Source organism: Pseudomonadota bacterium, assembly GCA_039193195.1.
Taxonomy (GTDB): domain Bacteria; phylum Pseudomonadota; class Gammaproteobacteria; order Steroidobacterales; family JBCBZW01; genus JBCBZW01.
The window spans coordinates 57991-82718 of sequence record JBCCWS010000019.1 but is presented as its reverse complement, the minus strand read 5'-3'; the positions used below and the strand labels follow the sequence as shown (position 1 = coordinate 82718).

The window sequence follows — 24728 nt, the reverse complement described above, 5'->3', positions numbered from 1 at the left end:
CGCCAGGGCGATCGCAGACTTTAGGGCTGCTGGCGTGCGCGAGGTCATTGCGGGTACTGAGCAATTCCGCCCATCATTAGATCGGCTCTCGGGAGAGTTCATAATCGTGTTGCGCCTTGGGTCGATCGTTGATAAGTCACTACTCTTGACCTGGATCGAAGAAGCAGCGAAGCCTGCAGCTGCGCGCAGTGGACTTAATCCAGAAGGCTACCCTTGTGCGTGGCTGCCTATAGACCTCAGCGACAGCTCGGCCGAAATCCTTGCATCGGCTGGAGGTAGCGATCGACTCACGCTAGCCGCTTACGGGGCGCCTACGCAGCCTTAGGTGCACTTATCGCCAGCGCCGGCACTAACCAGAGCAACGATGAACATCAAGACCATAACCGTCACTATCGAACGTGAAGGCAACCTGAGTGCTATCCCGATACCCTTTGACCCGAAAGCGGTGTTCGGCAAGGTGCGTGCGTCCGTGCGCGTCACGCTGAACGGCTACACTTATCGAAGCACCATCTCGCGAATGAGAGGCAAGACATTTATCCCGCTGCGAAAGAGTCATCGCGAAGCGGCGGACGTGGAGGGAGGAGACGAGGTGACCGTGCAGATCGCCGCGGACGAGGATGCCAGGGTGGTCGAGATTCCCACGCCGCTGGCCGATATGCTTGCGCAGGACGCTACCCTACGCAAGCGGTGGGACGGGTTGTCCTACACCAACCGCCGCGAATACGCGGAGGCGATAACCGACGCCAAACGACCCGAGACGCGTGAACGGCGGCTTGCCAAGACAACTGGAGTTACTTCGGCGCTAAGGCTGAGTGGCAAGGCGATGACCGGCGCCGCCCTGGCGCATAGTTCAGGCGCGAGAATGAGGGCACGGGCGACACTGCACCTTCGCGAGCGCGCTTCGATCGGGAAGCGCGTCTAGCGGCTACCGGCGTCAGCCAACGCCGGTAGCCGCGCGTAAGTTCCTTAGGCGGCAGACGTACGGCGACGACGCACCGAGAAACCGAGCAGTCCAAGCGCCCCGCCCATCAGCGGCAGTGCCGCCGGCACCGGCACCGCGGCCACCTCGAACGAGATCAGGTACACATCGCTGCTGGCCGTGAGCTGGCTGTCGAAGATGTAGCCTGCTCCAGTCTCCAGACCGTTGAACGCCGCCAGCTCGGCGAAGTTAAACGCCACGACGGAGTTTTGCGGTGTGCGCGCGTCGTTGTCACCACCCACCACGAAGGCAGCCGCACTGGGATCGAAGATCTCCGAGCCGGCATCCCAGATGTCGGCAGCGCCGACCAGGATCTCTGAGAGCAGCAGATTGCCGCTGCCATCGAACAGCTGGTACTGCGTGGGACTATCGTTGCCGATGAAGAAGTCGTTGCTCGGCACGACCATTGACGCGAAGGTGAAGTACTGGTTGACGTCCGTATCCACCGTGAAAGTGGCGACCGCAGTGGCGCCGGGCACCAGCGGGCCGGCTGGATCTGGCACGACGCTGCCGAGCGTGGCCGTGGGGTCCGCCGCCTCGAAGGCCGGGAACCAGGCATCGCCCGAGCCACCCTCGGCCACCGAGATGATGGCATCACCGGCCACTTCGCCGATGTTGAAGGCGTCGAAAGTGCCGTTGTGGAAGCCAACACGCAGGGGCGCGAAGGCCACGCTGTTCTCCGGCGTGAGGTTCTCGACCGTCACCGTGATCTGCACGGTGGCAGCGGACGCGCCGAAAGAGGCTAGGGCAATCGCCGTCGTGCCGATTGCCGCGAGGCTGAATTTCATTTGTTGGTATCTCCCTAATGAGCGGATGGGCTCGGCGCGCACAGCGCGCAAGCGACCATAACCACTACGCAGCCGCCGCCGAATTCGATACATCGGCAATCGTCTTTTTCTGTGGCAGAGACGTTAGGGTCGCGGAATGCCTCGTCGGCCGGGGGGTTGTAGCACCAAAAACCCGATCACTGCCCCGATCGGCCCCAACGCGAGGCCTGGCAAGAGGTGATGGGTCAGGATATGCCAGGGTTCGTGCATACAGGCGATCTGCATCAGCATCGCTGGTAGCGCGCCCGCCGCCAGCCCGAGCGCGGCGCCAGAGAAGGCGCCCCTCGGCCACCAGCGGCGCAGCACCATGGCGCCGGCCGCGAGCACGGGGATCCCGAAGGTAAACACCTGCCACTCGCAGTGCTCGCGTTTGCCGTGCATCGACGGGGCGAAGGTGGGGTCGATGAAGCCGTATAGGTGTAGCCCCACCCACAGGACTAGCAAGACAAGCGCGGGCAGAGCGCTGAGAACCAGGGAGTGGCTGCCGGGGAGGGCAGAGCGAAACGCTAGATGAGCGAACGCGATGGTAGTGCCAAGACCGAGCGCTAGCTCGGTCACCAGCCTCGGACTTGACGTCAACTGATCCATCACGCCGGGTCGTAGATCTCCGAGCAGGTGCGTCAGCGACACCACCCACACGGCCGACAGCACCACCCACAACATGCTCTCCAGATGCGTGCGCGCACCGTTGGGCACGGGACGCTCAGCATCGGCCACCAGATCGTTGATCAACGCTTCGCGAGTGGGACGGTTCATCTGCCGGCGCTCCCTTCTCGATTGAGTTCGGCAAACACTGCTTCGAGCCCTCGCCGCAGGCGCCCCTTGAGGGCGCTCTCGCGAATGCCGAGGCGCGACGCCGCTTCCTTGGCCGTAAGCCCCTCGTACTTAACGAGAATCACGGCCTTGCGTAGGTCCTCGGGGATTCTCGCCAGAGCGTGAGCCCCGTCGATGAGGCGATTGAGGGCCTCCGAAGTGGTGGATGCGCTCGGCAAGGGCTGTCGCTGCAGGCGATGCCAGCTACTGCCGCGGCGGAGCAGATCGATGGTCCGATGACGCACGAGGGTGAACAGCCAGGGTCGAAACGCGCGCGCCGGGTCGTAGGTGTGGCGCGCCTGATGCACGCTCACCAGACACTCCTGCACGCAATCCTCGAGCATCTCAATCTGGCCGAAGCGGTGGCGGACGAAGTCTTCGATGGTAATCGATATCTCCTCGAGCAGCTGCGCGTAGGCCGCCTGGTCGCCCGCCTGGGCCTGGGACATCAGACGAGCCCAGCGACGCTCATCCTCATCGTAGCGATTACTATCGATCTCCACTCTCGGCTGTTTCACCTTGTCAATACGTAGACGTGGACGATTTCGATACATCGGCGTGGGCGCGGCGGCAGAATACCGCAATGGAAGGGTGAGGCAAGAAGGCCGAAGGTCGACGGTCTGCTCAGCCAGAGTAGGATTATGTTTAAAATCTGCCTTGCCAGCCCGTGTCGCGACACGTGCTCGAGCCAACACCCACGTTCTCAACGCGACTCTCAGCTATCATAATCGATAGCTAAATGGGCTTCTCAGAGTGGGGCTAGGCAAAGGACAACAAGTCGACGCGGAAGGTGCGATCGAGCGCTATAGGGAGCCGCTAGTGAGATTCGGTGCCTGGGGTCAGCACCGCAAGTCGATCAGTAGGGCCTTTGGGGAAGTTGAATCAGCGAAGACTACGAGCGCGAATCACTCGCTAACGTAGAACGGCAGGTTATGAGCCACAGCGCCACCGCGACCGTCGTAGGCGCTCACGAATAGGCGATAGGCACCCGGTCGATCTGGGGTCGTGAACTCGATACGGTGCGTTCCCTGGCCTTGACCGATGACGTTGGGCACCGTGGGCGGTACAGCCTCGGCATCTCCGCCAACCCTTCGATCGGTACTTTCTGCCCGAATCTCCCACTCGTAGCGAAGGGGATCACCCTCTCGGTCTAGACAGTCGACCTGAGCGTGGGATGAGGCGCCCGGTCTCACTGCCTTCAGCGCTACCGGTGTCTCTAAGGACAACAGCTTCGGGGCACGGTTCGACGGCCAGCGGCCAGACCACGCGTAGGCCATCGCATCGACGCGCGGAAGCTTCTCTCCGCTCGGCAGGAACATGCCAAACCAGGTGTACGTCGCTTCCTGTTTGCTACCCCACAGAAACACGTAAGACCCGAGGGAACGGCCAACGTTGTCATCTCGATCCCGCGTGTAGGCCGTGTAGCTCTCACTAGCCTTTTGGCTCGGCTCCGGTTCGATCGGTGCATTCCAGCTGGTCGTGGGCACTTCCCACGTACCGGTCACACCAAACTCGGTCAACATGTAGGGCCCGTCCCAACCGGAGGCACGCAAGCGCTGCCCAGCACCCACGGCGCCCGCGTAGGCGTTGATACCGAGAATATCGAGCGCGGGGTAATGCGCCTTGATCGCTTCGATCTTGGTCGACGGCGTCCCGTCCACTACCGTCATCACCGGATGGTGTGGGTCGAGCGTCTTGATTATACCCGCCAAGAAATTCAGTTCGCTCCAGATACGCGCATCGCTGAGCTCCGTCTCACCGCCGTCCCAGACCTTTTCCATCTCGTTGCCGAGCCCCCAGATCAGCAGGGCCGGATGGTCTCGGTACTTGAGCACAGCCTGGCGCAGCTTCTCGCGCTGCTCGGCCACCCTGGTCGCATCGCCGTAGTCGAAGCCGTGGCGGACGTGTCCAACCCAAAAGCCGACGGTGACCGAGATGCCGAGCTCGTGCGCTCGGTCGAGCAAGGGCTTGCCATCGATCCTCTGCTCTAACTGCTCCACGCCCCAAGTGCGAATGGAGTTACCCCCCGCTTGCGCCAACACGTCCAGCGCGCCGCTCCGTGCACCCTCGTCACTGCCGAACCCCGCTCCCTTCACTTGGTAGGGCTCGCCGTTGCGCAACAGCGTGAAGCTGCCGTCGCCTCGCTCCAGTACGCGCACTTGCGCACGATCGCCTGGCAGCGATTGAGCGTTCAACATACCTGACCAGATTAGCGCTACTACCAGCGCGCATCGCCGCTGCGACGACATGCCTAGAAGTCTCCCGTCAATAGTTCCACCCGCGCGTAGGCCGCCTCAGCGGGTGACCAGAACCAGCCCTTCGGATCCCAGGTTTGGGCGTAGTACAGCTCGTCTCTCACCACCTTGAACGCTGCCACCGCCTCGGTCCGTCTGCCCAACTTGGTCAGGGCCTCGCCCATGATGAAATAGCTTGTGCCCACATCGTTGAGGGCCCAGTAGTCAAACACCTTGTCGATGTGTGCCTTGGCAGTGAGCGAGCCTTGCATCTCTCTGGCCTTCTCCTCGTACAGATCAGCACACTTGCTCGTGTACTCGATGGCGTGTGCATAGTTGCCAGCGGTAAGCGCAACCCACGCGTTGGTGGTGAGCGTCTCGGACGAGTAATCACCGTAGTCGACCAGCTCAGATGACGCGGGAGACTGGGTGGTGGTGGTGCTGCAGCCGACGAGCAGAAGGCTCGCCAGGAGAAGTGGAAACGGTCTGTTCATGACTCGGCCGGCCGATTTGTACACCCGCCTACGCTAGCAACTTCGCGCCCGGCGAAAGTACCGAGAACATAGCTTTTTCATAGGGTTTACCTAGGAGCTCGGCGCTTTGTGCCACCATGTGTGAAGATCGATATTGCGAAGGGTTGGGTACCCGATGATCTTCCAGTGCGCGGGGATGGAACTGGATACGGCGCGTTTCGCCCTGACCAAAGACGGCGAGCCCGTCCCGATCGCGCCGAAGGTGTTCGATCTGTTGATCTACCTGATTCAGCATCGAGACGAGCTCGTGACGCGCGCACAGTTAGTCGAGGCAGTCTGGAGGGGAAGGCTTATCGCCGAAGGCACGCTCAGCAACGAGATCAAGCTCGCACGCGCCGCGCTCGGCGATGACGGCGTGCAGCAAAAGTTCATACGGACCATCCGCGGCCGAGGCTATCGGTTCGTTGGCACGGTCCGAGAAATCTCCCATGCCTCAAGGGCCACCCTACAGGCCTCCGCGCAGACAACTCCTCCCCAGACCCGCCACCAACGCCCCACCCATCGGCCTCGGCAGAATGCCTCGATCGCCGTACTGCCCTTCGAGAACCGGAGCGTGCAGACCCAGGATGCCTACTTTACCGACGGCTTCCACGATGAACTCATCACGCACATCTCGAAGATCAGGCAGCTGGCAACGATCTCCCGCACCTCGGTGATGGCTTACCGCCAGAGCGAGAAGAGCGTAGGCACGATCGCGCAGGAGTTGAATTGCACCAGCGTGGTCGAAGGCGGCGTACAGCGTGCGGGGGATCAGATCCGTATCAACGTGCAGCTCATCGATGCCGTAAGAGATGAGCATATCTGGGCGGACACCTACACGCGCACGCTCACCGCAGAGAACGTCTTCGCCATCCAGAGCGAGATCGCCCTTTCCGTCGCGACGCAGCTGCGCGCGGTGCTGTCAGCCGATGAACAGCGACACCTGAGCGAACCACCTACCCAGCACATGGCGGCCCTGGAGGCCTACTTTCGCGGGCGCGTGAGCTACGGCCTAGCAAGCTGCGAGGGTTTCAGCGCCGCGATCCAGCACTTTCGCCAGGCGATCGAACTAGACCCCAACTTCGCAGCGGCCCATGCACAGCTGGCGATGTCGCTGCTCGAAAGAGTTCATTTTGGTGGGCTGGACGTTGCGCAGCAGAACCGCCTAGCCGAGCCCGTCATCAGCAGAGCGCTGTTGCTCAATCCCGAGCTCAGCGAGGCCTACGAGGCCCAGGGCTTCCTCGAACGACATCGCGGTGCCTTTTCCGAGTCGCAAGCCGCCTACGAAAAGTCGATCGAGCTAAACCCCAACAACACCAGCGCCCTGCGCATGTTCGGGTACTTCAAGAGTTGGGACTGCGGACAGCCTGAGCAGGCGATGGAATACTTTCACCGGGCCCGGCTGCTCGATCCGCAAAGCCATCACACTCTGTCGTTGATGGGCCAAGCCTTGATGGATCTAGAGCGCCTCGACGAATCTCGCGCGGTCATCCTCTGCGCCATCGAGACGGCGCCGCGGGCCGTACCGCCCCACCAGATGCTGGGCCAGCTCTACGCCTGGAAGCTATACCGGCACGATGAGGCCATCAAAGCCTTCCAACGCGCCTTCCAGTTAGATCCCGGCGTACCCTGGACCACCTTCTTCCTCGCCGTCGCCTACGAGGAGCTGGGGTTGACCAAACGGGCAGAGTTTTTCTTCGACTGGTGCCTGCAACTCGTACCGGACACCGGATTCTCGTGGATCGCCCGTCTGAAGCTGCACCGACTCCGTCAGGAGCACGAGCAGGAAAGGCAGCTCCTGCAAGAGATCATCGACGGTCAGGCGACGATTGAACCCTGGCACGACCTGCTCTACCTGAATGGGCTGGACATTCGCTACGACCACCCCGAGCTGGCCATGGAGCTGTTCGAAACGACCTACCCTGCACTGCTGCGACCCGACCTCGACATAGAGGCAGACAGCAATCTGCTCAAGCTAGCGCTCGCTTACAGCACGGTGTTGCACCTCATAGGCGAACAAGGCAGGGCCGGCCACCTGATGGAGAGGCTGATCGAGATCGTTCCGTCACGCAGTCGCCACCCTTGGCGCGGCATCGACCTCATGGACGCCTGGTGGTACGCCGCCATGGGCGATTCCGACAAGGCCCTAGGGGCACTTGATGACTGGCGTAAGGCTGGCGGCTGCAGAGACCTGACCCGATCCTCGCTCGCCTCTAGAACACTGCACGACAAGGCCGCTTATCGGTTGTTGAGCGACGAGATGCTGACGCGGATCGACCAGCAGCGAGCCAATCTCGCTCGCATGGAGGAGGACGGGGAACTTGCGTCGATCGACGAGCTGCCCATCCTGCCGCGCCAATGACCATCCAGGCACACCACCAACGAGCAATAGAACGTCTGACGGACACTTATCGCGACGATTCACGCTACCTAGCGCTGATCATCGGGGGCTCGGTTGCCAAGGGGTATGCGCGCGCAGACTCGGACGTGGACTTTCTCATCGTCGCCACGGACGAGGCCTTCCAGCGGCACCTTAAAGAGCGGGATCTCTTCATCAACCGACGAGATCTCTGTGACTACGAAGGCGGCTACGTCGATGGTAAGATCATCGACTGCACCTACCTAGAGGGCGTCGCAGCACGAGGTAACGAACCCTCACGGGCCGCCTTTGAAGGCGCCTTCGCCACCTACTCACACCTCCCCGATATCGGCGATCTGCTGCGACGCATTCCGATCTACCAGGAGGACGGACACGCCAAACGCTTACGCGCATTTTACAGCATGGCGTTCATTCAGCACTGGCTGATGAACGAGGCGGAACGCCACGAAAATCGCTACACGCAGCTCCGCGCTGCGAGCCAGCTAGCGTTGTTTGTCGGCAGAACCATCCTCGCCCACAACCGCCGCTTGTTCCCCTACCACAAATGGCTACTCCGAGCCCTCGAAGCGGTCCCCGATAAGCCGCCAGGGCTCATGGGGTGCATGCGGGCCCTCATTGATCAACCGGACGCTCAGCGAGCCACGGCGTTGTTCGGGTTGATGCGTGATTTCAGAGAGTGGGGCGTGAGTGACCTCGATGCCTATCGCTGGTTCATGACCGAGGTGGAGTGGAGTTGGATGGGGAGCAACACGCCACTCGAAGACTGGTAGCTATCCGGTCAATCCTATGGGCGCATTCGGGCTAGAACGGGGAACGACGCGCCTTAGGGTCAGGGATTGGCACTGCCGCTAGCAGCGATTGCGTGTACGGATGGCTGGGGTTGGTGAACAGTGTTTCAGCATCCTTGTGCTCGACGATCTCTCCGCGGTACATGACGGCCACCTCATGAGCCAGCTGACGCACCACCGCCAGGTCGTGGGAAATGAACAGGTAGCTTAGGCCTAGCTCGCGCTGCAGACGCACCATCAGCTCGAGGATCTGCGCCTGCACGCGCACGTCGAGCGCCGACACCGGCTCGTCTGCGATCACCAGCTTTGGCGCGAGTGCCAGCGCCCGGGCAATGCCGATGCGCTGACGCTGACCACCGGAGAAGGCGTGGGGGTAGCGGCTGCCCGCATCCTCTGGCAAACCGACCACCCGCAACAGCTCACGTACCCGTTCAGTGCGCTCAGCGCGCGATCCCACCTGGTGGATGTCTAGGCCCTCGCGGATCGACGCCTCTACCGTACGCCGTGGGTTCAGCGAGCCCCAGGGGTCTTGAAACACCATCTGCATATCGCGCCGCCGCCGCAGCAACTCGCGGGGACCGAGCTGTGCCAGATCCTCACCGTCGAGCAGCACGCGTCCGCGGGTCGGCTCGTGTAAACGCAGCACCGTACGCGCGAGCGTGGACTTGCCACTGCCCGATTCCCCCACCAACCCCAAGGTACGACCCGCGGCGAGCGAAAAGCTCACGCCGTCGACCGCGCGGACGGGATCACCTCGGCGCAGTCCCAAGGGCCCGGTTCTGGGCCCACTGAAGTGGCGCGCCAGATCGATGACTTCCAGCACCGGAGGCGCGGCAGAAGAGCGCTGTTGTTCCATCACCTGATCACTCGGCAGCCGCGATGGTCGGTCGATCGATCCGCGGCGTCGCCTCGATCAGCGATTTCGTATACGCATGCTCGGGGCGCTCGAAGAGCGCTTCGACCGTCTGGCTCTCGAGGATCCGGCCCTCGTACATCACCAGCACCCGATCGCAAAGCTGGGCCACCACCCCTAAGTCGTGGGTGATCAGCAACAAGCCTAGCCCGTCGTCGCGCTGGAGTTCGCGCAGCTGCGCCAGTACCTGAGCTTGGGTAGTCACGTCCAGCGCCGTGGTGGGCTCGTCCGCCACCAGCAGTCGCGGTCGGCACGCGAGCGCCATAGCGATCATGACCCGCTGGCGCATCCCCCCTGACATCTCGTGGGGGTACTGCTTCAAGCTCGCCTTCGGATCGGGCAGCCCCGTGCGCGCCAGCACCTCCTGGGCGAGCTGGGTCGCCTCCTTGCCGCGCAGGCCACGGTGCCGTCGAATCACCGTTCGAAGTTGGCTGGCGATCGTAAAAACAGGGTTAAGCGCCGTCATGGGCTCCTGAAACACCATCGCGATCTCGCCCCCGCGCAGGGGACGCAGCTCCTTCTCGCTGGCGCCGACGAGCTCGCGGCCGTCGTAGCGAATGCTGCCACTGACCGTGCAACCCCGCTGGGGCAACAAGCCCAGGAGCGCGAGTGACGTGACCGACTTCCCACTTCCCGATTCGCCGACCAGACCGACCACCTCGCCCGGACGCAGGGCGAAGGAGACCTCATCGACCGCCCGCACTCCCTGGTCGAAGGTGACCGAGAGGTCGCTCACCAGCAGTTCGCCACCGCCCGGCGTTACCACGCTGCCGCTCCCACCCGCTGCTTCACCCGCTTATCCACGCGACCGATGCCATCGCCGAGACTAGGCGAGGAGCGTAGAGGGGGAGCCTACAGATGTCCAACCAAGGGTCGCATGGGCGCCAAAGGCACACTGTTGAAGAACGCATCACCTTGCACCTAGTAATACTAATAGTGTAGGTCCAGCTGTCTCGAGAGCTGTTGCATCGACTTACCGATGCAAGCACCCTCGAAGTCACTGCGGCCCTGGTCACGCTACTCCGCAGGCGGGAGCGTCTTGCGCCGGGCGCGACTCGCCCGCAGGGAGAACTGGATCGCCGCCAGCAGGTCGAGGGGAATCTGGCGGCGTATACGCCCGGTGAGCGATCTTCGTATCTGGCGCTTGGACACCTTGTGTGCCCAATCATCCAGCGCCGCGAACTCTCGCGCCCGCTGCTGCGCAAGGGGCATCAAGCCGTCGACATCCGCCACCTCATCGAAGAACCCAGCCTGGTGGGCGGATTCGACGTCAAAGTGGTGTGCCAAGGTCACCGCCCGCTGATAGGCGGCAGGCGCTAACCGGTGCTCGAGCACGCTGGCGGCAGCGCGGGGCATCGGCATGCCAATGGCCACTTCATTGGCGGAGATCTTGAATTCCCCGCGCGTGCCGATCCTATGGTCGGCACACAGCAACAGGAATACGCCCATAGCCATCGCATGCCCGCCGCAGGCAACGATCACCGGATGGGGGTACTCGAGCACGCGCGCAGTGAGCGAGTACCCCGCGCGCAGCATGCCGATCGCTCGCGCGCCCCCTCGCCCCATGACTTTCAGATCGAAGCCTGCGGAGAACACGGACTCACGGCCTGTCAGAATCACCGTGGCACCCTCGGCCTCGGCGCGGTCGAGAGCGGCGTTGAGGCCGGCGAGCACCTCTGGCGAGAGCGCGTTGCGCTTGCCGTCGTCGATGCGGATGACCGCGATGCGGTCTGCGGACTCGTAGGCGACGGACTCGGTCACGGGCTCACCAGCTCCCTACACGGACAGAGCGCTAGCCTACCAGACGGTGATAGGGGGTTTCGCCGCCCGCACAGGGCATCACGTGCCGCCGCCTCGTTGCGTATCACCTGTCTGCGTGCCGGTGGCCAGCCAAGCCGCGTCTTTCGTGCTCCGCTCCACAAGCACCTCGCCGTGGTCGCGCCGCGACGACGGCAGCGGTGCGACTACCCCCCATTCAACGCGTTGGACCCCGCAGCCAAGCGACGCCTCGCACCGTTCGCTGCCCGTCGCGTCGCTTGATCAGTACCACCGTGAGCACGACCGAAAGCACGATCACGAGGAGTCGCACAAGATTCGCCCCCATCGGTCCGAGCGCCGAGTCGGACACCGCAAAGAGCTCCCACCAAGCGTTCATCAGCATATGAAATCCTGTGGGTACCCAGATGTTGAAGTCCCACTCAGTGTATAGCCAGGCGAACCAGACGGCTCCCATCCCCGTAATCGCGAAGATGCCCAGCGCTTCACTGGCGCTACTGCTCTGATACAAGTGAGCCGCACCGAACAACCCGGCGACGAGCAGCGCGGCGGGCAGAAATCCCCAGCGGGCAAAACGAAACAGAAATCCGAAGAGAAAGGCGCGGTAGAAGAGCTCCTCGCCGAAGCCTGGAAGCACCGCACCGCGCACTAGCGTCTGCACTGGCTCATCCGGAATCGCGAGCGGCGAGGTCAGGGCAAAGTAGGCAAGCATCACGCTGGTAACAGCGAAGGCGAAGCCAAAGCCGACCAGAACGTCTCCCTCTAAACCGAGCGCACGGGGGATACGCTTGGGGCCAAAAAGCCATGCGGCGACCAGCGCCGGGATCAGGGTCATGGAACCGTAGATCACCGCGGCCAGGGTAAGGAGCTGGGGCAAACCCTCGCTTTCTCCGCGCACCAGGCGGTAGAGGGGGCCGTTGCTTTGATCGACGGCGATGAACACCGCAATGGTGACGACGCTGATCCAGAACGGTGACCGATCGATCCGGACTTCACCGCGATGATGCAAGGTGCGACTCTCCCCAGTTGAGCAAAGCCCTTAGTCTATGCGAGAGCAGCACTGGGTTCAGCAGGCGCCAGAGAGAGAGGCTGCAAAACCCAAGCCGGCGCCTGAGTCTCTCACCGACGTCCTGCAACCTCATGAGAGTCAACCGCATGACGGCGTGTCAATCTATTGACTACTTATCGATATTGATTGCTCCTTTACGCAGCGCTGTGTAAATTCGGCAGCCCCGTCGAGGAGCGAGCCCGCCAGGCCCTTAGGGAAGTTTGCAGGCGTCATCGCCCTCGGACAGCCTCGCCACTGGAGACTCCGCTATGCTTACGCCTGCCACCACCGGAAGATACGCCCGAGGCCTTGCCCTGCTTCTGTGTGCGGCCGCTGCGCCAAATTCGGCTGGCGCCCAACCGTTTCCCACCCTCGTCGAGCTCATTGACCTGCGCGCAGATAACGGCAACGACGGCAGCCGCGGCGTAGCGCTGCGGGGAATAACCTTGGGCGACACCGCCGGGTGGTCAGCCAGCGGCGCTGGCGACATCAACGGCGACGGCATCGATGATGTGATCATCGGTTCACTCACCTCGGACCGCGATGGATTCACCCAATCAGGCGAGGCCTACGCCGTGTTTGGCCGATCGGTTTGGGCGCCAGAACAGCCTCTGGCCCTTCTCGACGGCCGCAATGGCTTTGCCATGCGCAGCACCAGCAGCGGCGCTGATCTCGGCGAGGCGCTCGCCATGCTGGGGGACTTCAACGGGGACGGTCTCGATGATTTCGCCGTCACGGCAAGCGGGCAGGACAGCTCCAACGGCCGAGTCTATGTGGTGTTTGGACGCGCTCAGGGATTCCCATCCGTCTTGGACCTCTCTGCCCTGGACGGCAGCGATGGTTTCGTCTTCCTCCCGCCGGCCGGCTCGCTCGGCGCCCGGCTTGGGCGCGCCGTCGCGGCAGCAGGCGATTTCAACGGCGATGGTCTCGCCGATATTGTGATGACGGCACGCGCCGTACCGAGCCAAGGGGGTGGTGCGCACGGCGAAGCCTTCCTAGTGTTTGGCTCCGACCAGGGATCCACACCCACCTTCGCCCTCGATACGCTCGATGGGCGCAACGGCGTGCGCCTACGCGGCGCACAGGGCGGCTTTGGTAGCGGCGCGCAGGTGAGCGGCGGCGCGGACCTCAACAACGATGGGTTCGACGACATCATCGTTAGCGCCAACCTCGGCGGCGCTGCGCGTACACAAGCAGCCCACGTCGTGTATGGGACAGACCGCGCCCTACCTCGTCGTATCGTGCTCGCCACCCTGCAGCCTCCCACAGGATTCGTCTTCACCGACTGCGTGGACGGACCGCTACCCTGCGACCCGAGCACCGGCAACGCTGTGGGCAGCGGGGACTTCAATGGCGATGGCATCGCCGATGCTATCATCGCCGATAGCCTACAGGGCGAAGCGTTCGTTCTCTACGGACCGCTACCCGACGCGCAAAGCCCCTTCAATGCGGCGGATATCGACGGCCAAAATGGATTCGTGCTGATCACGCCAGATCCCACCCAGGGCAACACGATCAGCGCTGGCGACATCAATGGCGATGGCATCGAAGACATCGCCGTGAGCACGCCGGGCGCCACGGGAATCGAGGAGTTCGAGATCGGCGCGGGGAGGATCTACGTGCTGTACGGCCGTTCCGAAGGATTTCCTCGCATCGTGCCGACGACGGCACTCAATGGTCGCAACGGGTTCACCCTGGTCGGGGAAGATATCAGCTCTGCCGGTCAAGGCCTCGGCGCCGCCGGCGACGTGAACGGCGACGGCGTCACCGATCTCATCGTCGGTGCGCCCTTCGTCGGCATTGAGGGCGAGGCCTACATCGTGTTTGGGCGCAGACCCCGCCCGTAGTCGGCGCCAGCGACGGGCCCAGACGGCAACGCCGCCCGGCGCTGGCAGCGTACTCGAACAGCGCTGACCCCGGTCTTCCCCGATATCCCAGGCGGCGGGACGTGCTTTCGGTTACCGTACGCACACCCACGGAGCACTGACCCAGGAGTACACCCGAGAACCGCCGGGCGAACGGACCATGACCACCAACGAACTTCCCGAGACCAATTTCATCCGAGACATCATCGACGGAGACTTCGAGAGCGGGAAGCACTCGAGCGTCGTGACGCGCTTCCCTCCGGAGCCCAACGGCTTCCTGCACATCGGTCACGCCACATCGATTTGCCTGAACTTCGGCCTCGCCCGCGACTACCCCGGCCGCTGCCACCTGCGCTTCGACGATACGAACCCCCTCAAGGAAGAGTCCCTGTTCGCGGAGTCCATCATCGAGGACGTGCGCTGGCTCGGCTTCGACTGGGGTGATCACCTCTACCATGCCTCCGGGTACTTCGACCAACTGTACGAGTGGGCCCTGCAGCTGATCCGCGACGGCAAGGCCTACGTGGACGAACTCTCGGCTGAGCAGATACGCGAGTACCGGGGCACGCTGACAGAGCCCGGAAAGAACAGCCCTTATCGCGATCGCCCCGTCGAGGAGAACCTCGACCTGATCGAGCGAATGAAGAACGGCGAGTTCGACGAGGGGACCTACGTGGTCCGCGCCAAGATCGACATGGCCTCGCCCAACCCTGTCATGCGCGATCCCACCATGTACCGGATCCGCAAGGCCGAGCATCACCGCACGGGCGCGAAGTGGTGCATCTACCCAATGTACGACTACGCCCACGGCCTGTCGGACGCGATCGAGGGCGTCACCCACTCGCTGTGTACCCTCGAGTTCGAGAACAACCGCCCTCTCTACGACTGGTTCATCGCCAACCTGCCCACGCCGGCCACCCCACGGCAGATCGAGTTTGCCGGGCTGAACCTCGGCTACACGGTGCTGAGCAAGCGCGTGCTGCGCGGGCTGGTCGAGGATGGTCTGGTGTCCGGCTGGGATGATCCGCGTATGCCTACGCTGCGCGGATTGCGCCGTCGCGGCTACACGCCCGCCTCGATCCGCACCTTCTGCCGGCGCATCGGCCTTGCCCGGCGCCACGCGGTGAGTGAGATCTCCCTGCTCGAGAGCGGCCTGCGCGAGGAGCTGAACTTGTCGGCGCCGCGGGCCATGGCCGTACTACGCCCGATCAAGCTCGTCATCACCAACTACCCTGAGGGCCAGAAGGAACTTCTCGACGCGGTGAACAACCCGGAGGACGAGTCGGCCGGCGTGCGCCAGGTTCCGTTTTCCCGGGAACTGTACATAGAGGATGCAGATTTTCGAGAGGAAGCGCCTAAGAAATACTTTCGCCTAACGCCAGGTCGCGAGGTGCGCCTTCGGTGGGCCTACTTCGTAACCTGCACAGGCGCGGTCAAGGACCCGGACACCGGCGAGGTCATCGAGGTCCATTGCACCTACGACCCGAAAACTCGCGGTGGCGATGCCCCGGACGGCCGTAAGGTGAAAGGAACGATTCACTGGGTGTCGGCAGCACACGCCATCGACGCGCAGGTAAGGCTCTACGATCGACTGTTCTGCGTCGAGCGTCCCGGCGCCGGCGTGGACGATGTTCGCGAGCATCTAAATCCTGATTCGATCGAAGTGCTGCGCGATTGTAAGCTCGAGCCGAGCCTGCGTGAGGCGCGGGTGGGCGAACCTCTGCAGTTCGAACGCATGGGGTACTTCTGCGTGGACTCTGTGGACTCGAGCCCGCAGTCGCTGGTGTTCAACCGCACGGTAGCGCTTCGCGACGCCTGGGCGAAGATCGATAAGGCGGCCAAGGCGAAGGGCGGATGAGACTTCCCGCCTTCGCGGCGCTTTATGGCTAACCATGGCTTATCTCCTGTCGCCCAAAATCGTACGCCTGCGCTCTCGCCTACCTACCGTCCTGTTCGCCCCGACTCTGCTGACTGAGTGACGCCAACGGCGCGCCTTACCGCAAGACGAGCCAAGGCGCCTATCCACTCGAGACCGGACACTGACTTCTCGATCGTAGGACGTAAGGCATTCTTGGCAAGCCTTCACCCGGACTTGGTTGGATCTCCGGCGGAGACTGACTGCCCCGAGAGGTGCCCGCGCATCAGCCCTGCGGCACCTCGACAGACGGCGACAACCCGTGAATCGCCTGGATTGTCGTGTACTCATGAAGGCCCTCCTCCCCGAATTCCACCCCGATCCCAGAGCTCTTTACCCCACCGAACGGTACATGGGGCGCAATCATGCCGTGCGCGTTGATCCAGACCGAGCCACACTCCAACTGCGTGGCGACGTGTCGCGCCGCGTCGCCATCGTTGGTCCAGACCGACCCGCCAAGTCCCGTCTCGCTGTCGTTGGCGAGCGCAATGCCCTCCTCGACGGAGCTAATTTTTATGATAGGAAGCGCCGGTCCGAACTGTTCTTCCTGAACAATGCGCATGCCCTGGTCGACGTTCCCTAGCAGCGTGGGGGCGTAGAAGTAGCCGATGTCACCGAGCGTTTGGCCTCCGGTCAGCACCCGTGCCCCATTGGCCTTGGCATCGTCCACCAGTTCGATCACCTTGCGAAACTGCATCTCGTTCTGCAGGGGGCCGAGCACGTTGGCCTCATCGAGTCCATTGCCCACGGGGATCTGCGAGGCAATCCCGGCGAGCGCCGTGCACACCCCCTCGAACACTTCCTCGTGCACGTACAGACGCTTCAGGGCGGCGCAGGTCTGCCCGTTGTTGATAAAGGCACCCCAGAAAAGGCCCTCGGCGATCGCGCTGGGGTCGCAGTCCGGCAGCACGATGCCCGCATCGTTGCCGCCGAGCTCCAACGTAAGGCGCTTCAGCGTGGGGGCGGCAGCGCCCATGATGCGCCGGCCCGTAGGGATCGAGCCCGTGAACACGATCTTCTGGATATCCTCGTGCTCGGTCATCCAGGCACCGAGCTGATCGTCGCCGCTGACGATGTTGACGACGCCCTTCGGCAGCACGCCGGCGATGAGTTGGCCGATGTACAGGGTGGAGAGCGGGGTGTAAGGGGAAGGTTTCATCACCAACGTACAGCCCGAACGGATAGCCGGCAGCATGTGCCACACGGCGATCAGCAGGGGCCAGTTCCAGGGCGTTATCGATCCGACCACGCCTACCGGCTTGCGCAGCATCTCCACCCGACCCTCGTGGTTGTTCTGCAGCACCTTGATAGGCATGGGTAGGTCCGCGGTGTGTCGCGCCCACGCGGCGCAGCCGCCCACCTCGAAGCGAGAGCCGATGCCCACGAGCGTCTTGCCCTGCTCCTGGGTGATGAGGCGCGCGATGTCCTCGGCGTGGTCCTCGAACAGCTGCGCCACCCGGTGGCACGCCGCCTGGCGCTCCTCATCGGCCGTGTCGCGCCACTGGGGGAACGCGGTCTTCGCGGCGGCCACCGCGCGCTCCAGGTCATCGCGAGTGGCGATCGGGCATTGACCGAGGGGCTGACCGGTCGCGGGATTATGAATGCCGCTATGCCTGTCGGCGGCGACGAGATCGCCGTCGATCAAGAACTGATATTGATGGTCCATGGCTCTCTCCAAGTAGCGCCCGCTGCGGCGCTTAGGTTCCCTATCTCATCGCGATGATCGCAGCGCGACCCTCCCGCTGCCTCCAATTCGGTACGACCCGGTCGCAGCGCGCCAATACCCTGGCGGCGAAGGTCAGACCTCGGCGCGGGGCCAAGCGTTAGGCGTATCGCTCCAGGCCAAGACCGCACTGATACAAGCCGTGCTCGCCGGTCTCCTTCGCGATCGCGTCGAGCGCCGCGATCGCGGCATCGACGCCGTGCACGCGCACCCAGGTCAACGGCCCCACTGGGTAGTTGACGCCGTGGAGCATCGCCGCATCGACGTCCGGCGAGCTCGCAACGCCGTCGCGAACCGCATCAGCTGCCGCGTTGGCCAACTGCAGGAGGGTTCGGTAGACCACGCCGCCCGGTCGGTCTTCGATGCGCACGGCTGACTTGCCGAGGGCACTGATGAGCGCCCTGGCGGCTTGGTCCGCATCGTCGTCACTCACCGAGTAGGCCAGACACTCGCTGGCGCTCAGGTCGAGCGCGTGATCGAGTACCGCGGTGGGCCTTGCATGATCACGCGCCAACGCCATCGCCGAGCGTCCATCGGAGAAGCGCAGCAGGACGCCGTCAACGGCATAGCACCCCGCGGGCAGCGTCGGGTCGGCCTCGGCGTGGTCCGGCGCGAGCCCCCTGTCGATATCCGCAGCGACCAGGATCGTGTCCGCCCGTGCTGGCTCGCCGTAGGGCACTGCCGGCTTGGGCGCATCGTCGGCGTAGTCGTAAACGCCACGGCCAGTCTTGCGCCCGAGGCGACCCGCCTGCGCGTACTGCGCCTGCAAGACGGACGGGTGAAAGCGCGTGCGCCCGAAGTAGCTGGAATAGAGCGTGTGGGCCGCCGTGCTGTTCACGTCGTGACCGATGAGGTCGCCGAGTTCCAAGGGGCCCATCCGAAAGCGCCCCAGACTGCGGTACAGGTGGTCGAGGGTGGCCGCCGGGGCCACGCCCTCTTCGAAGGCCTTCCAGCCCTCCGCGTAGAACGGCCGGGCGACGCGATTGACGATGAAGCCGGGCACGTCCTTGGCCACCACCGGCGTCTTGCCCCAGCGCCGCATCAGATCGACGGCGGTCTCGACCAAGTTAGCGTTGGTATCAGGTGAAGGCACCACCTCGACCAGGCGCATCACCGGTGCCGGATTGAAGAAGTGCAGGCCGAGAACGCGCTGGCGATGGGTGAACCGCGCGGCCAGCGTCGACACGGGAATGGACGATGTGTTGGTGGCGATCACCGCGCTCGGCGCTACCGCGTCCTCGAGGCGTGCGGCGAGCGCCGCCTTGGCCTCCAGGTCTTCGATGATCGCCTCGATCACCAGCGCGCACGGCGCCAGGGGCTCCAAGTCTTCGCACCACGCGATACGCGCGAGAATAGCCTGCGCCTCGTCGGCGGTGATGCGCTGCTTCTTCACGCTCGACGCCAGCACCTGCTCCGTCCGCTCGCGGCCCCGCTCGAGCGCGCCCACGAAGGTATCCACCACTATCACTTGATGGCCCGCGCGTGCTGCGACCAGGGCGATCCCAGCGCCCATGGCCCCCGCACCACAGACGCCTACGCAGGCATCTGCATCGAGGCTAGTCGCTGTCACGATCGTCGAAACTGATGGTCAGCTCGTCGCTGAGCGCGAGCGCCTGGCAGGTCAGGACCAGGCCCCGATCCACCTCGTAGTCTTCGAGGGCGTAGTTCGTCTGCATCTCCACCTCCCCCGTGACCACGCGCGCGCAGCAGGTGGAACACACGCCGCCACGGCAAGAGAAGGGCAATTCGACGTCAGCCTTGAGGGCGGCGTCGAGGAAGGTCTCGCCCCGACGCATGGGAAAGGAGCGCGTTTGCCCATCGAGGATGACGCTAGCCTTCACCCGATGCGCCTCCGCGTCCTCGTCGGCCACCGGCATCGGCCGCTTGGCCGGCGTGCTGGCGAACAGTTCGAAGCGAATCCTGCTGCGCTCCATGCCGGCCGCTTCGAGCCGCTCGGTGATCACCTCCATCAGTGGCTGGGGGCCGCAGATGTAGGCCAGGTCGGCGGCGCGCGGGTCCATCCACTGGCGGAACAGGGCGTCGAGCTTGTCGGCATCGATCCGACCGTTCAGTAGATCGATATCGCCCGCATCGTTCTTCAGCACGTGGAGCACCGTGAGCCGATCGAGGTACAGATCCTTAAGGTCGCTCAGCGCCTCGCGGAACATGATTGTGTTGAAGGCGCGGTTGGCGTAGGTGAGGATGATGCGCGAGTGCGGCTCCGTTTCGAGGATACTCTTCGCCACGGAGAGGATGGGCGTGATGCCGCTGCCGATCGCGAACAGTAGGTAGTTGCGCGCTTCGGTGGCGTCGAGGGGCGCGCAGAAGCGACCCGCGGGCGGCATGGCCTCGATGCGCTCGCCAGGCGCGAGGCTTTCGTTCGCCCAGCTTGAGAACCATCCCCCGCGCACGCGCTTGATACCCACCCGCAGCGCCTTGTCCTTGGCGCTGGCACATATCGAGTAGGAGCGGCGCAGCTCGTTGCCGTCGAAGGTCTTGCGCAGGGTCAGATACTGGCCCGGCGAGTACGCAAAGTGCTGCGCATCGTGCTCGTCGGGCGTCAAGGTCACGACGACCGCATCGCGCGTATCTCGTTGAACGTCCGTCACGGTGAGCGGATAGAACTGGGCCACGGACTGCTCAGAACGGCTTGAAGTAGTCGAAGGGCTCAAGGCAGGTCCGGCACTGATAGCTCGCCTTGCACGGCGTCGAGCCGAAGCGGCTGACTTCCTGCGTGTCATCCGATCCGCAGCGTGGGCAGGTCACGCGCGCGGGCGTCTTGGCGCGCATCAAGGCGCCGATGCACTGCACGCTACCCTGCGGTGGCGCGATGCCGTAGCGCTTCAGCTTCTGTCGCCCGGCCTCGGTGATCCAGTCGGTGGTCCACGGCGGCGCGATCACGCGCTGCACCTTGGCGTTTGAGAAACCGCCCTCACGCAGGGCCTGCTCCACGTCCAACATGATCCGTGAGGTGGCCGGACAGCCCGAGTAGGTGGGCGTGATCGACACCACGAGCTCATCGCCCTGCGCGCACACATCGCGAACGATGCCGAGCTCGACGATCGAGACCACGGGAATCTCCGGGTCTGGCACTTGCGAAAGGCATGCCCACACGGGAGCCAGCGGGTCCGCTGCGGACTCGATCGACACCGCCCTCACCACGACTGCCCCGGGTATGCGCGCTGCAGAAACTGCATCTGCGCGAGCAGCGGACCCATGTGCTCCGAGTGCAGCCCGGCCTTGCCGCCCGAACTCATGCCCTCGCCCGCGGGCATCGCCAAGCCGGCCGCCGCCAGGCTCGAGGACAGCTCCGCCCGGTACGCGCTGGCGACCTCCTCGAGCGCCGCGCCGACCCCCGCGCTGGCCATGGCTGCGTCCACCGCATCCGCGGCACACAGCTCACCGGTAAAGCGCCATAGGTCATCGAAGGCGGCCTGCATGCGCCCGTGACTCTCCTGCGTACCTCGCCCGAGGGCGATCACCAACTCCCGGCTGCGCTCGAGGTGGTAGTGCACCTCCTTGCGCGCTTTGGCCGCGATTGCCGCGACGGTCTCATCTGTCGAGTGCATCAGCTGACCTAACAGCGGCAAATGCCAGGCATCGAACAGGTACTGACGCACGAGGGTCTTGCCGTAGTCGCCGTTGGGCTGCTCCACCAGCAGGACGTTGCGGAAGTCGCGTTCGTCGCGCAGGAAGGCAAGCGCATCGGCCGTGTGCTCGCCCTCCATCAGCTGCGCCGCGTACTCCAGCCACAGGGTCGCCTGACCGATCAGGTCGAGGGAAACGTTGGCGAGGGCGATATCCTCCTCCAGCACCGGCGCGTGGCCGCACCAGGCCGACGCCTGCTGCCCGAGGATGAGGGCGTTATCGCCGAGGCGAAGGACGTACGCCTGGAGGGGATCGGTTGGTGGCTTGCTCACATGTTCCCCACGTCGTCTGGGATCTTGAAGAATGTTGGGTGCCGGTAGACCTTGTCATTCGAGGGTTCGAACATGGGGCCCTTTAGCGAGGGCGTACTGGCGGTGATCGCCGTGGACGGCACCACCCAGATGGACAGGCCTTCGTTGCGACGGGTGTACACATCGCGAGCGTTCTTCATCGCCGCCGACGCGTCCGGTGCGTGCAGTGATCCCACGTGGCGATGGGCGAGCCCGTGCTGCCCGCGCACGAAGATCTCCCACAGGGGCCATTCGCGCTTGGCGCTCATGCGGCGCCCGGTGCCGCTGCGGCATCGTCCGCGTCGCGCTCGGCGTTCACCAGGAGGGCTTCCCGGAACCACGCGCCGTCATCCCAGGCCTTGCGTCGAGCCGCGAGGCGCTCGACGTTGCACGGCCCGTTGCCACCGATCACCCGGAAGAACTCCTCCCAGTCGATCGCACCGAAGTCGTGGGCGCCGCGTTCCTCGTTCCACTTGAGGTTAGGGTCGGGGATCTGCAGGCCGAGGTACTTCGCCTGAGGTACCGTGGCATCGACGAACTTTTGCCGTAGGTCGTCGTTGCTGTCCTGCTTGATGTTCCAGGCCATCGACTGCGCGGAATGCACGGAGTCCTCATCGGAGGGGCCGAACATCATCAGCGACGGCCACCACCATCGATCGAGGGCGTCCTGCGCCATGGCCTTTTGCTCGGCGGAGCCCTGGCAGAGCTTTATCAGGATGTCGTAGCCCTGGCGCTGATGGAAACTCTCTTCCTTGCAGATGCGGATCATGGCGCGCGCGTACGGCCCGTAGGAGCACTTTTGCAGCGGGACCTGATTCATGATGGCCGCGCCGTCGACCAGCCAGCCGATGGCACCGATGTCGGCCCAGCTGAGCGTGGGGTAGTTGAAGATCGACGAGTACTTCGCCCGACCGGACAGCAGCTGCTCGGTCATCTCGTCGCGTGAGGTGCCGAGGGTCTCGGCCGCACAGTACAAGTACAGGCCGTGGCCGGCCTCGTCCTGCACCTTGGCGATCAGGATCGCCTTGCGCTCGAGGGTGGGCGCGCGGGTGATCCAGTTGCCCTCGGGCAGCTGGCCCACGATCTCCGAGTGCGCGTGCTGCGAAATCTGCCGTACCAGGGTCTTGCGGTAGCCGTCCGGCATCCAGTCCTTGGGCTCGATTTTTGCTCCCCGATCAATGCGTTGCTGGAAGTCACGCTCGTCGGGCAACATCTCCTCCAGGGACCGGACTTTGGCGCCGGTGGACTTTACCAATTGGGCGTACATGAGACTCTCCTGGATCGTTGTCCCAGATCATATAAATAAACCGACCAATCGGTCAATGAATCGCCCTACACCTTGGCGTAGAGGGACGCGATGCCCTGCCCGACCCCAATACACATCGCCGTTAGCGCCAGCTCGCCGCCCACGCTGTGCAGCTCCTCGACCGCCGACATCACGAGCCGGGTGCCGGACATGCCGAGGGGATGCCCGAGGGCGATCGCACCGCCGTTGGGATTGACCTGCGGTGCGTCATCGGCGAGCCCCAGCAGGCGCAGGGTGGCGAGGGACTGGGAGGCGAACGCTTCATTGATCTCGATCACGTCCACATCCTCGATCACCTTGCCGGCTTTGGCCAGGACACGCTGGGACGCTGGTGCGGGACCGATACCCATAACCCGCGGCGCCACCCCCACCGTAGCGCCCGCCACAAAGCGGGCCCGCGGGGTCAGCCCATGCCGCTTCACGCCCGCCTCGGAGGCGACGATGAGCGCGGCGGCGCCGTCGTTAACGCCGGAGGCGTTGCCCGCCGTCACGGTGCCGTCGCTGCGCACGATCGGCCGCAAGGCGGCAAGCTTCTCCAGGGACGTGCTGCGCGGATGCTCGTCGCGATCGACGATCAGCGCCTCCTGCTTACGCCGGGCAATGCTCACGGGCACGATCTCTTTCGCTAGCCGACCGGAGTCGATCGCGCGCTGCGCCTTGTCCTGGCTGCGCAGGGCGAACAGGTCCTGATCCTCGCGGCTAATCTTGCAATCGCGCGCCACATGCTCCGCCGTCGCGGGCATCGGATCGGCCCCGTAGGCTGCCTCGAGGGCGGGGTTGGTGAAGCGCCAGCCGATGGAGGTGTCGTGGATCTCCGCGTGGCGCGAGAACGCGGTCTCGGCCTTGGGCAGGACGAAGGGCGCTCGGGTCATGCTCTCCACGCCGCCGGCGATGACCATGTCGGCCTCGCCCGCCATGATCGCGCGCGCTGCCATCATCACAGCGTCCATCCCGGAGCCGCAGAGGCGATTGACCGTCGTGCCCGACACCGCCTCCCCGTAATCGGCCAACAACGCCGCCATGCGCGCCACGTTGCGGTTGTCCTCGCCGGCCTGATTGGCGCAGCCGAGGATCACATCGTCAACGCCCTCCCAATCAATCTGCGCGTTGCGCGCTTTGAGCGTGCGCAAGGGGACGGCGGCGAGATCGTCCGCCCGCAGGGTGGCCAAGCTGCCGCCGAAGCGCCCCACCGGGGTGCGGATCGCGTCGCAAATATAGGCTGTATGTGTGCTCATGAGTCCTCCAGCGTGTGGCCGCGAACCGTGCGGGACAATCCGGTGAAGCGGGCGATGTCTCGACCGTCCGCCGTGCGCACCGATACGTCGTAGACGCCCGATCGGCCGCTGCACGCCTGCTCCCGCGCCTCCGCCACGAGGGTCTCACCGACCGACGCGGCTCCCAAAAAGACGATCGACGCCTGCTGCGAGACCGTCTTGTCGTTCCTCGAGTTGGCGGCGTACGCGAAGGCCGAATCGGCTAACGAGAAGATCAAGCCTCCATGGATCGTGCCGTGACCGTTCAGCATCTGCGACGTCACCTCGAAGCAGACCTTGGCATAGCCAACCCCGCCATCGAGGTGCTCGAGGCGCCACTGCGGTGCAGTTCCCTCGGCCGCCATCATGTGTCGGGCGATCGCCCGCGCACGCTCATCTTCGTCCGCCATTGCTCGCCTTTAATTAACCGTCTGTTCGGTTTATTATAAGTCGATAAA

The 24728-nt window shown here is 64.1% G+C and carries 23 protein-coding genes; 5 read left to right on the top strand and 18 right to left on the bottom strand.

What is annotated here, in order from left to right:
* Positions 1-364 precede the first annotated feature (364 nt).
* Positions 365-922 carry a YdeI/OmpD-associated family protein gene (locus AAGA68_15660; protein MEM9386493.1) on the top strand — a complete coding sequence of 186 codons (558 nt, stop codon included), beginning with the start codon at positions 365-367 and terminating at the stop codon, positions 920-922.
* 44 nt (positions 923-966) lie between these two features.
* Here the strand turns inward: AAGA68_15660 and AAGA68_15655 are convergent, their stop codons facing one another.
* The 5 genes from AAGA68_15655 to AAGA68_15635 all read right to left on the bottom strand — a co-directional run bounded on the left by AAGA68_15655 (position 967) and on the right by AAGA68_15635 (position 5347).
* Positions 967-1767 carry a spondin domain-containing protein gene (locus AAGA68_15655; GenBank protein ID MEM9386492.1) on the bottom strand — a complete coding sequence of 267 codons (801 nt, stop codon included), beginning with the start codon at positions 1765-1767 and terminating at the stop codon, positions 967-969.
* A gap of 123 nt (positions 1768-1890) precedes the next feature.
* Positions 1891-2562 (bottom strand): NrsF family protein, encoded by a 672-nt coding sequence (locus AAGA68_15650; protein ID MEM9386491.1) that lies wholly within the window; start codon positions 2560-2562, stop codon positions 1891-1893.
* Positions 2559-3137, bottom strand: coding sequence for an RNA polymerase sigma factor (locus AAGA68_15645; protein MEM9386490.1), 579 nt, complete (start codon positions 3135-3137; stop codon positions 2559-2561). Before AAGA68_15645 ends, AAGA68_15650 begins: the two co-directional genes overlap by 4 nt.
* 387 nt (positions 3138-3524) lie before the next feature.
* On the bottom strand, positions 3525-4868 hold the full coding sequence (locus AAGA68_15640; GenBank protein MEM9386489.1) for a hypothetical protein: 1344 nt from the start codon (positions 4866-4868) through the stop codon (positions 3525-3527).
* 2 nt (positions 4869-4870) lie between these two features.
* Positions 4871-5347 (bottom strand): beta-glucanase precursor, encoded by a 477-nt coding sequence (locus tag AAGA68_15635; protein ID MEM9386488.1) that lies wholly within the window; start codon positions 5345-5347, stop codon positions 4871-4873.
* 154 nt (positions 5348-5501) lie between these two features.
* On the opposite strand from AAGA68_15635, the gene AAGA68_15630 reads away from it, so the two are divergent.
* Together AAGA68_15630 and AAGA68_15625 are read left to right on the top strand one after the other, a co-directional pair.
* A complete protein-coding gene (locus tag AAGA68_15630; protein MEM9386487.1) occupies positions 5502-7727 on the top strand; it encodes a winged helix-turn-helix domain-containing protein in 2226 nt (741 codons plus the stop codon).
* Positions 7724-8515, top strand: a complete 792-nt coding sequence (locus tag AAGA68_15625) for a nucleotidyltransferase domain-containing protein (protein ID MEM9386486.1) — start codon at positions 7724-7726, stop codon at positions 8513-8515. The genes AAGA68_15630 and AAGA68_15625 overlap by 4 nt, the downstream gene beginning before the upstream one ends.
* A gap of 31 nt (positions 8516-8546) precedes the next feature.
* Here AAGA68_15625 and AAGA68_15620 read toward each other — a convergent pair whose 3' ends face one another.
* From AAGA68_15620 to AAGA68_15605, 4 genes are all read right to left on the bottom strand, one after another.
* On the bottom strand, positions 8547-9389 hold the full coding sequence (locus AAGA68_15620; protein ID MEM9386485.1) for an ATP-binding cassette domain-containing protein: 843 nt from the start codon (positions 9387-9389) through the stop codon (positions 8547-8549).
* A 7-nt stretch (positions 9390-9396) separates the two neighbouring features.
* Positions 9397-10212, bottom strand: a complete 816-nt coding sequence (locus tag AAGA68_15615; protein MEM9386484.1) for an ABC transporter ATP-binding protein — start codon at positions 10210-10212, stop codon at positions 9397-9399.
* Between the two features lie 251 nt (positions 10213-10463).
* Positions 10464-11207 (bottom strand): crotonase/enoyl-CoA hydratase family protein, encoded by a 744-nt coding sequence (locus tag AAGA68_15610; protein ID MEM9386483.1) that lies wholly within the window; start codon positions 11205-11207, stop codon positions 10464-10466.
* Positions 11208-11421: 214 nt separating this feature from the next.
* On the bottom strand, positions 11422-12231 hold the full coding sequence (locus AAGA68_15605; protein ID MEM9386482.1) for a type II CAAX endopeptidase family protein: 810 nt from the start codon (positions 12229-12231) through the stop codon (positions 11422-11424).
* 308 nt (positions 12232-12539) lie between these two features.
* Between AAGA68_15605 and AAGA68_15600 the strand changes: the two genes are divergently transcribed.
* Positions 12540-14117, top strand: a complete 1578-nt coding sequence (locus AAGA68_15600; protein MEM9386481.1) for a hypothetical protein — start codon at positions 12540-12542, stop codon at positions 14115-14117.
* Between the two features lie 178 nt (positions 14118-14295).
* Complete coding sequence (locus tag AAGA68_15595) at positions 14296-15993, top strand: glutamine--tRNA ligase/YqeY domain fusion protein (GenBank protein MEM9386480.1); 1698 nt, start codon at positions 14296-14298, stop codon at positions 15991-15993.
* 283 nt (positions 15994-16276) lie between these two features.
* Here AAGA68_15595 and AAGA68_15590 read toward each other — a convergent pair whose 3' ends face one another.
* The 9 genes from AAGA68_15590 to paaI form a co-directional block, all read right to left on the bottom strand.
* Complete coding sequence (locus AAGA68_15590; GenBank protein MEM9386479.1) at positions 16277-17716, bottom strand: aldehyde dehydrogenase family protein; 1440 nt, start codon at positions 17714-17716, stop codon at positions 16277-16279.
* Positions 17717-17873: 157 nt separating this feature from the next.
* Positions 17874-19343, bottom strand: coding sequence for a 3-hydroxyacyl-CoA dehydrogenase NAD-binding domain-containing protein (locus AAGA68_15585; protein ID MEM9386478.1), 1470 nt, complete (start codon positions 19341-19343; stop codon positions 17874-17876).
* Positions 19330-20406 (bottom strand): 2Fe-2S iron-sulfur cluster-binding protein, encoded by a 1077-nt coding sequence (locus AAGA68_15580; GenBank protein ID MEM9386477.1) that lies wholly within the window; start codon positions 20404-20406, stop codon positions 19330-19332. The genes AAGA68_15585 and AAGA68_15580 overlap by 14 nt, the downstream gene beginning before the upstream one ends.
* A gap of 7 nt (positions 20407-20413) precedes the next feature.
* A complete protein-coding gene (paaD, locus tag AAGA68_15575; GenBank protein ID MEM9386476.1) occupies positions 20414-20923 on the bottom strand; it encodes a 1,2-phenylacetyl-CoA epoxidase subunit PaaD in 510 nt (169 codons plus the stop codon).
* Positions 20924-20928: 5 nt separating this feature from the next.
* Entirely contained in the window at positions 20929-21693 is a 765-nt protein-coding gene (gene paaC, locus AAGA68_15570) for a 1,2-phenylacetyl-CoA epoxidase subunit PaaC (GenBank protein ID MEM9386475.1), read from the bottom strand.
* Complete coding sequence (paaB, locus tag AAGA68_15565; GenBank protein MEM9386474.1) at positions 21690-21980, bottom strand: 1,2-phenylacetyl-CoA epoxidase subunit PaaB; 291 nt, start codon at positions 21978-21980, stop codon at positions 21690-21692. The genes paaC and paaB overlap by 4 nt, the downstream gene beginning before the upstream one ends.
* Positions 21977-22978, bottom strand: a complete 1002-nt coding sequence (paaA, locus tag AAGA68_15560) for a 1,2-phenylacetyl-CoA epoxidase subunit PaaA (GenBank protein ID MEM9386473.1) — start codon at positions 22976-22978, stop codon at positions 21977-21979. Before paaA ends, paaB begins: the two co-directional genes overlap by 4 nt.
* A gap of 65 nt (positions 22979-23043) precedes the next feature.
* Positions 23044-24252, bottom strand: a complete 1209-nt coding sequence (gene pcaF / locus AAGA68_15555; protein ID MEM9386472.1) for a 3-oxoadipyl-CoA thiolase — start codon at positions 24250-24252, stop codon at positions 23044-23046.
* A complete protein-coding gene (gene paaI / locus AAGA68_15550) occupies positions 24249-24680 on the bottom strand; it encodes a hydroxyphenylacetyl-CoA thioesterase PaaI (GenBank protein ID MEM9386471.1) in 432 nt (143 codons plus the stop codon). The genes pcaF and paaI overlap by 4 nt, the downstream gene beginning before the upstream one ends.
* Positions 24681-24728 lie beyond the last annotated feature (48 nt).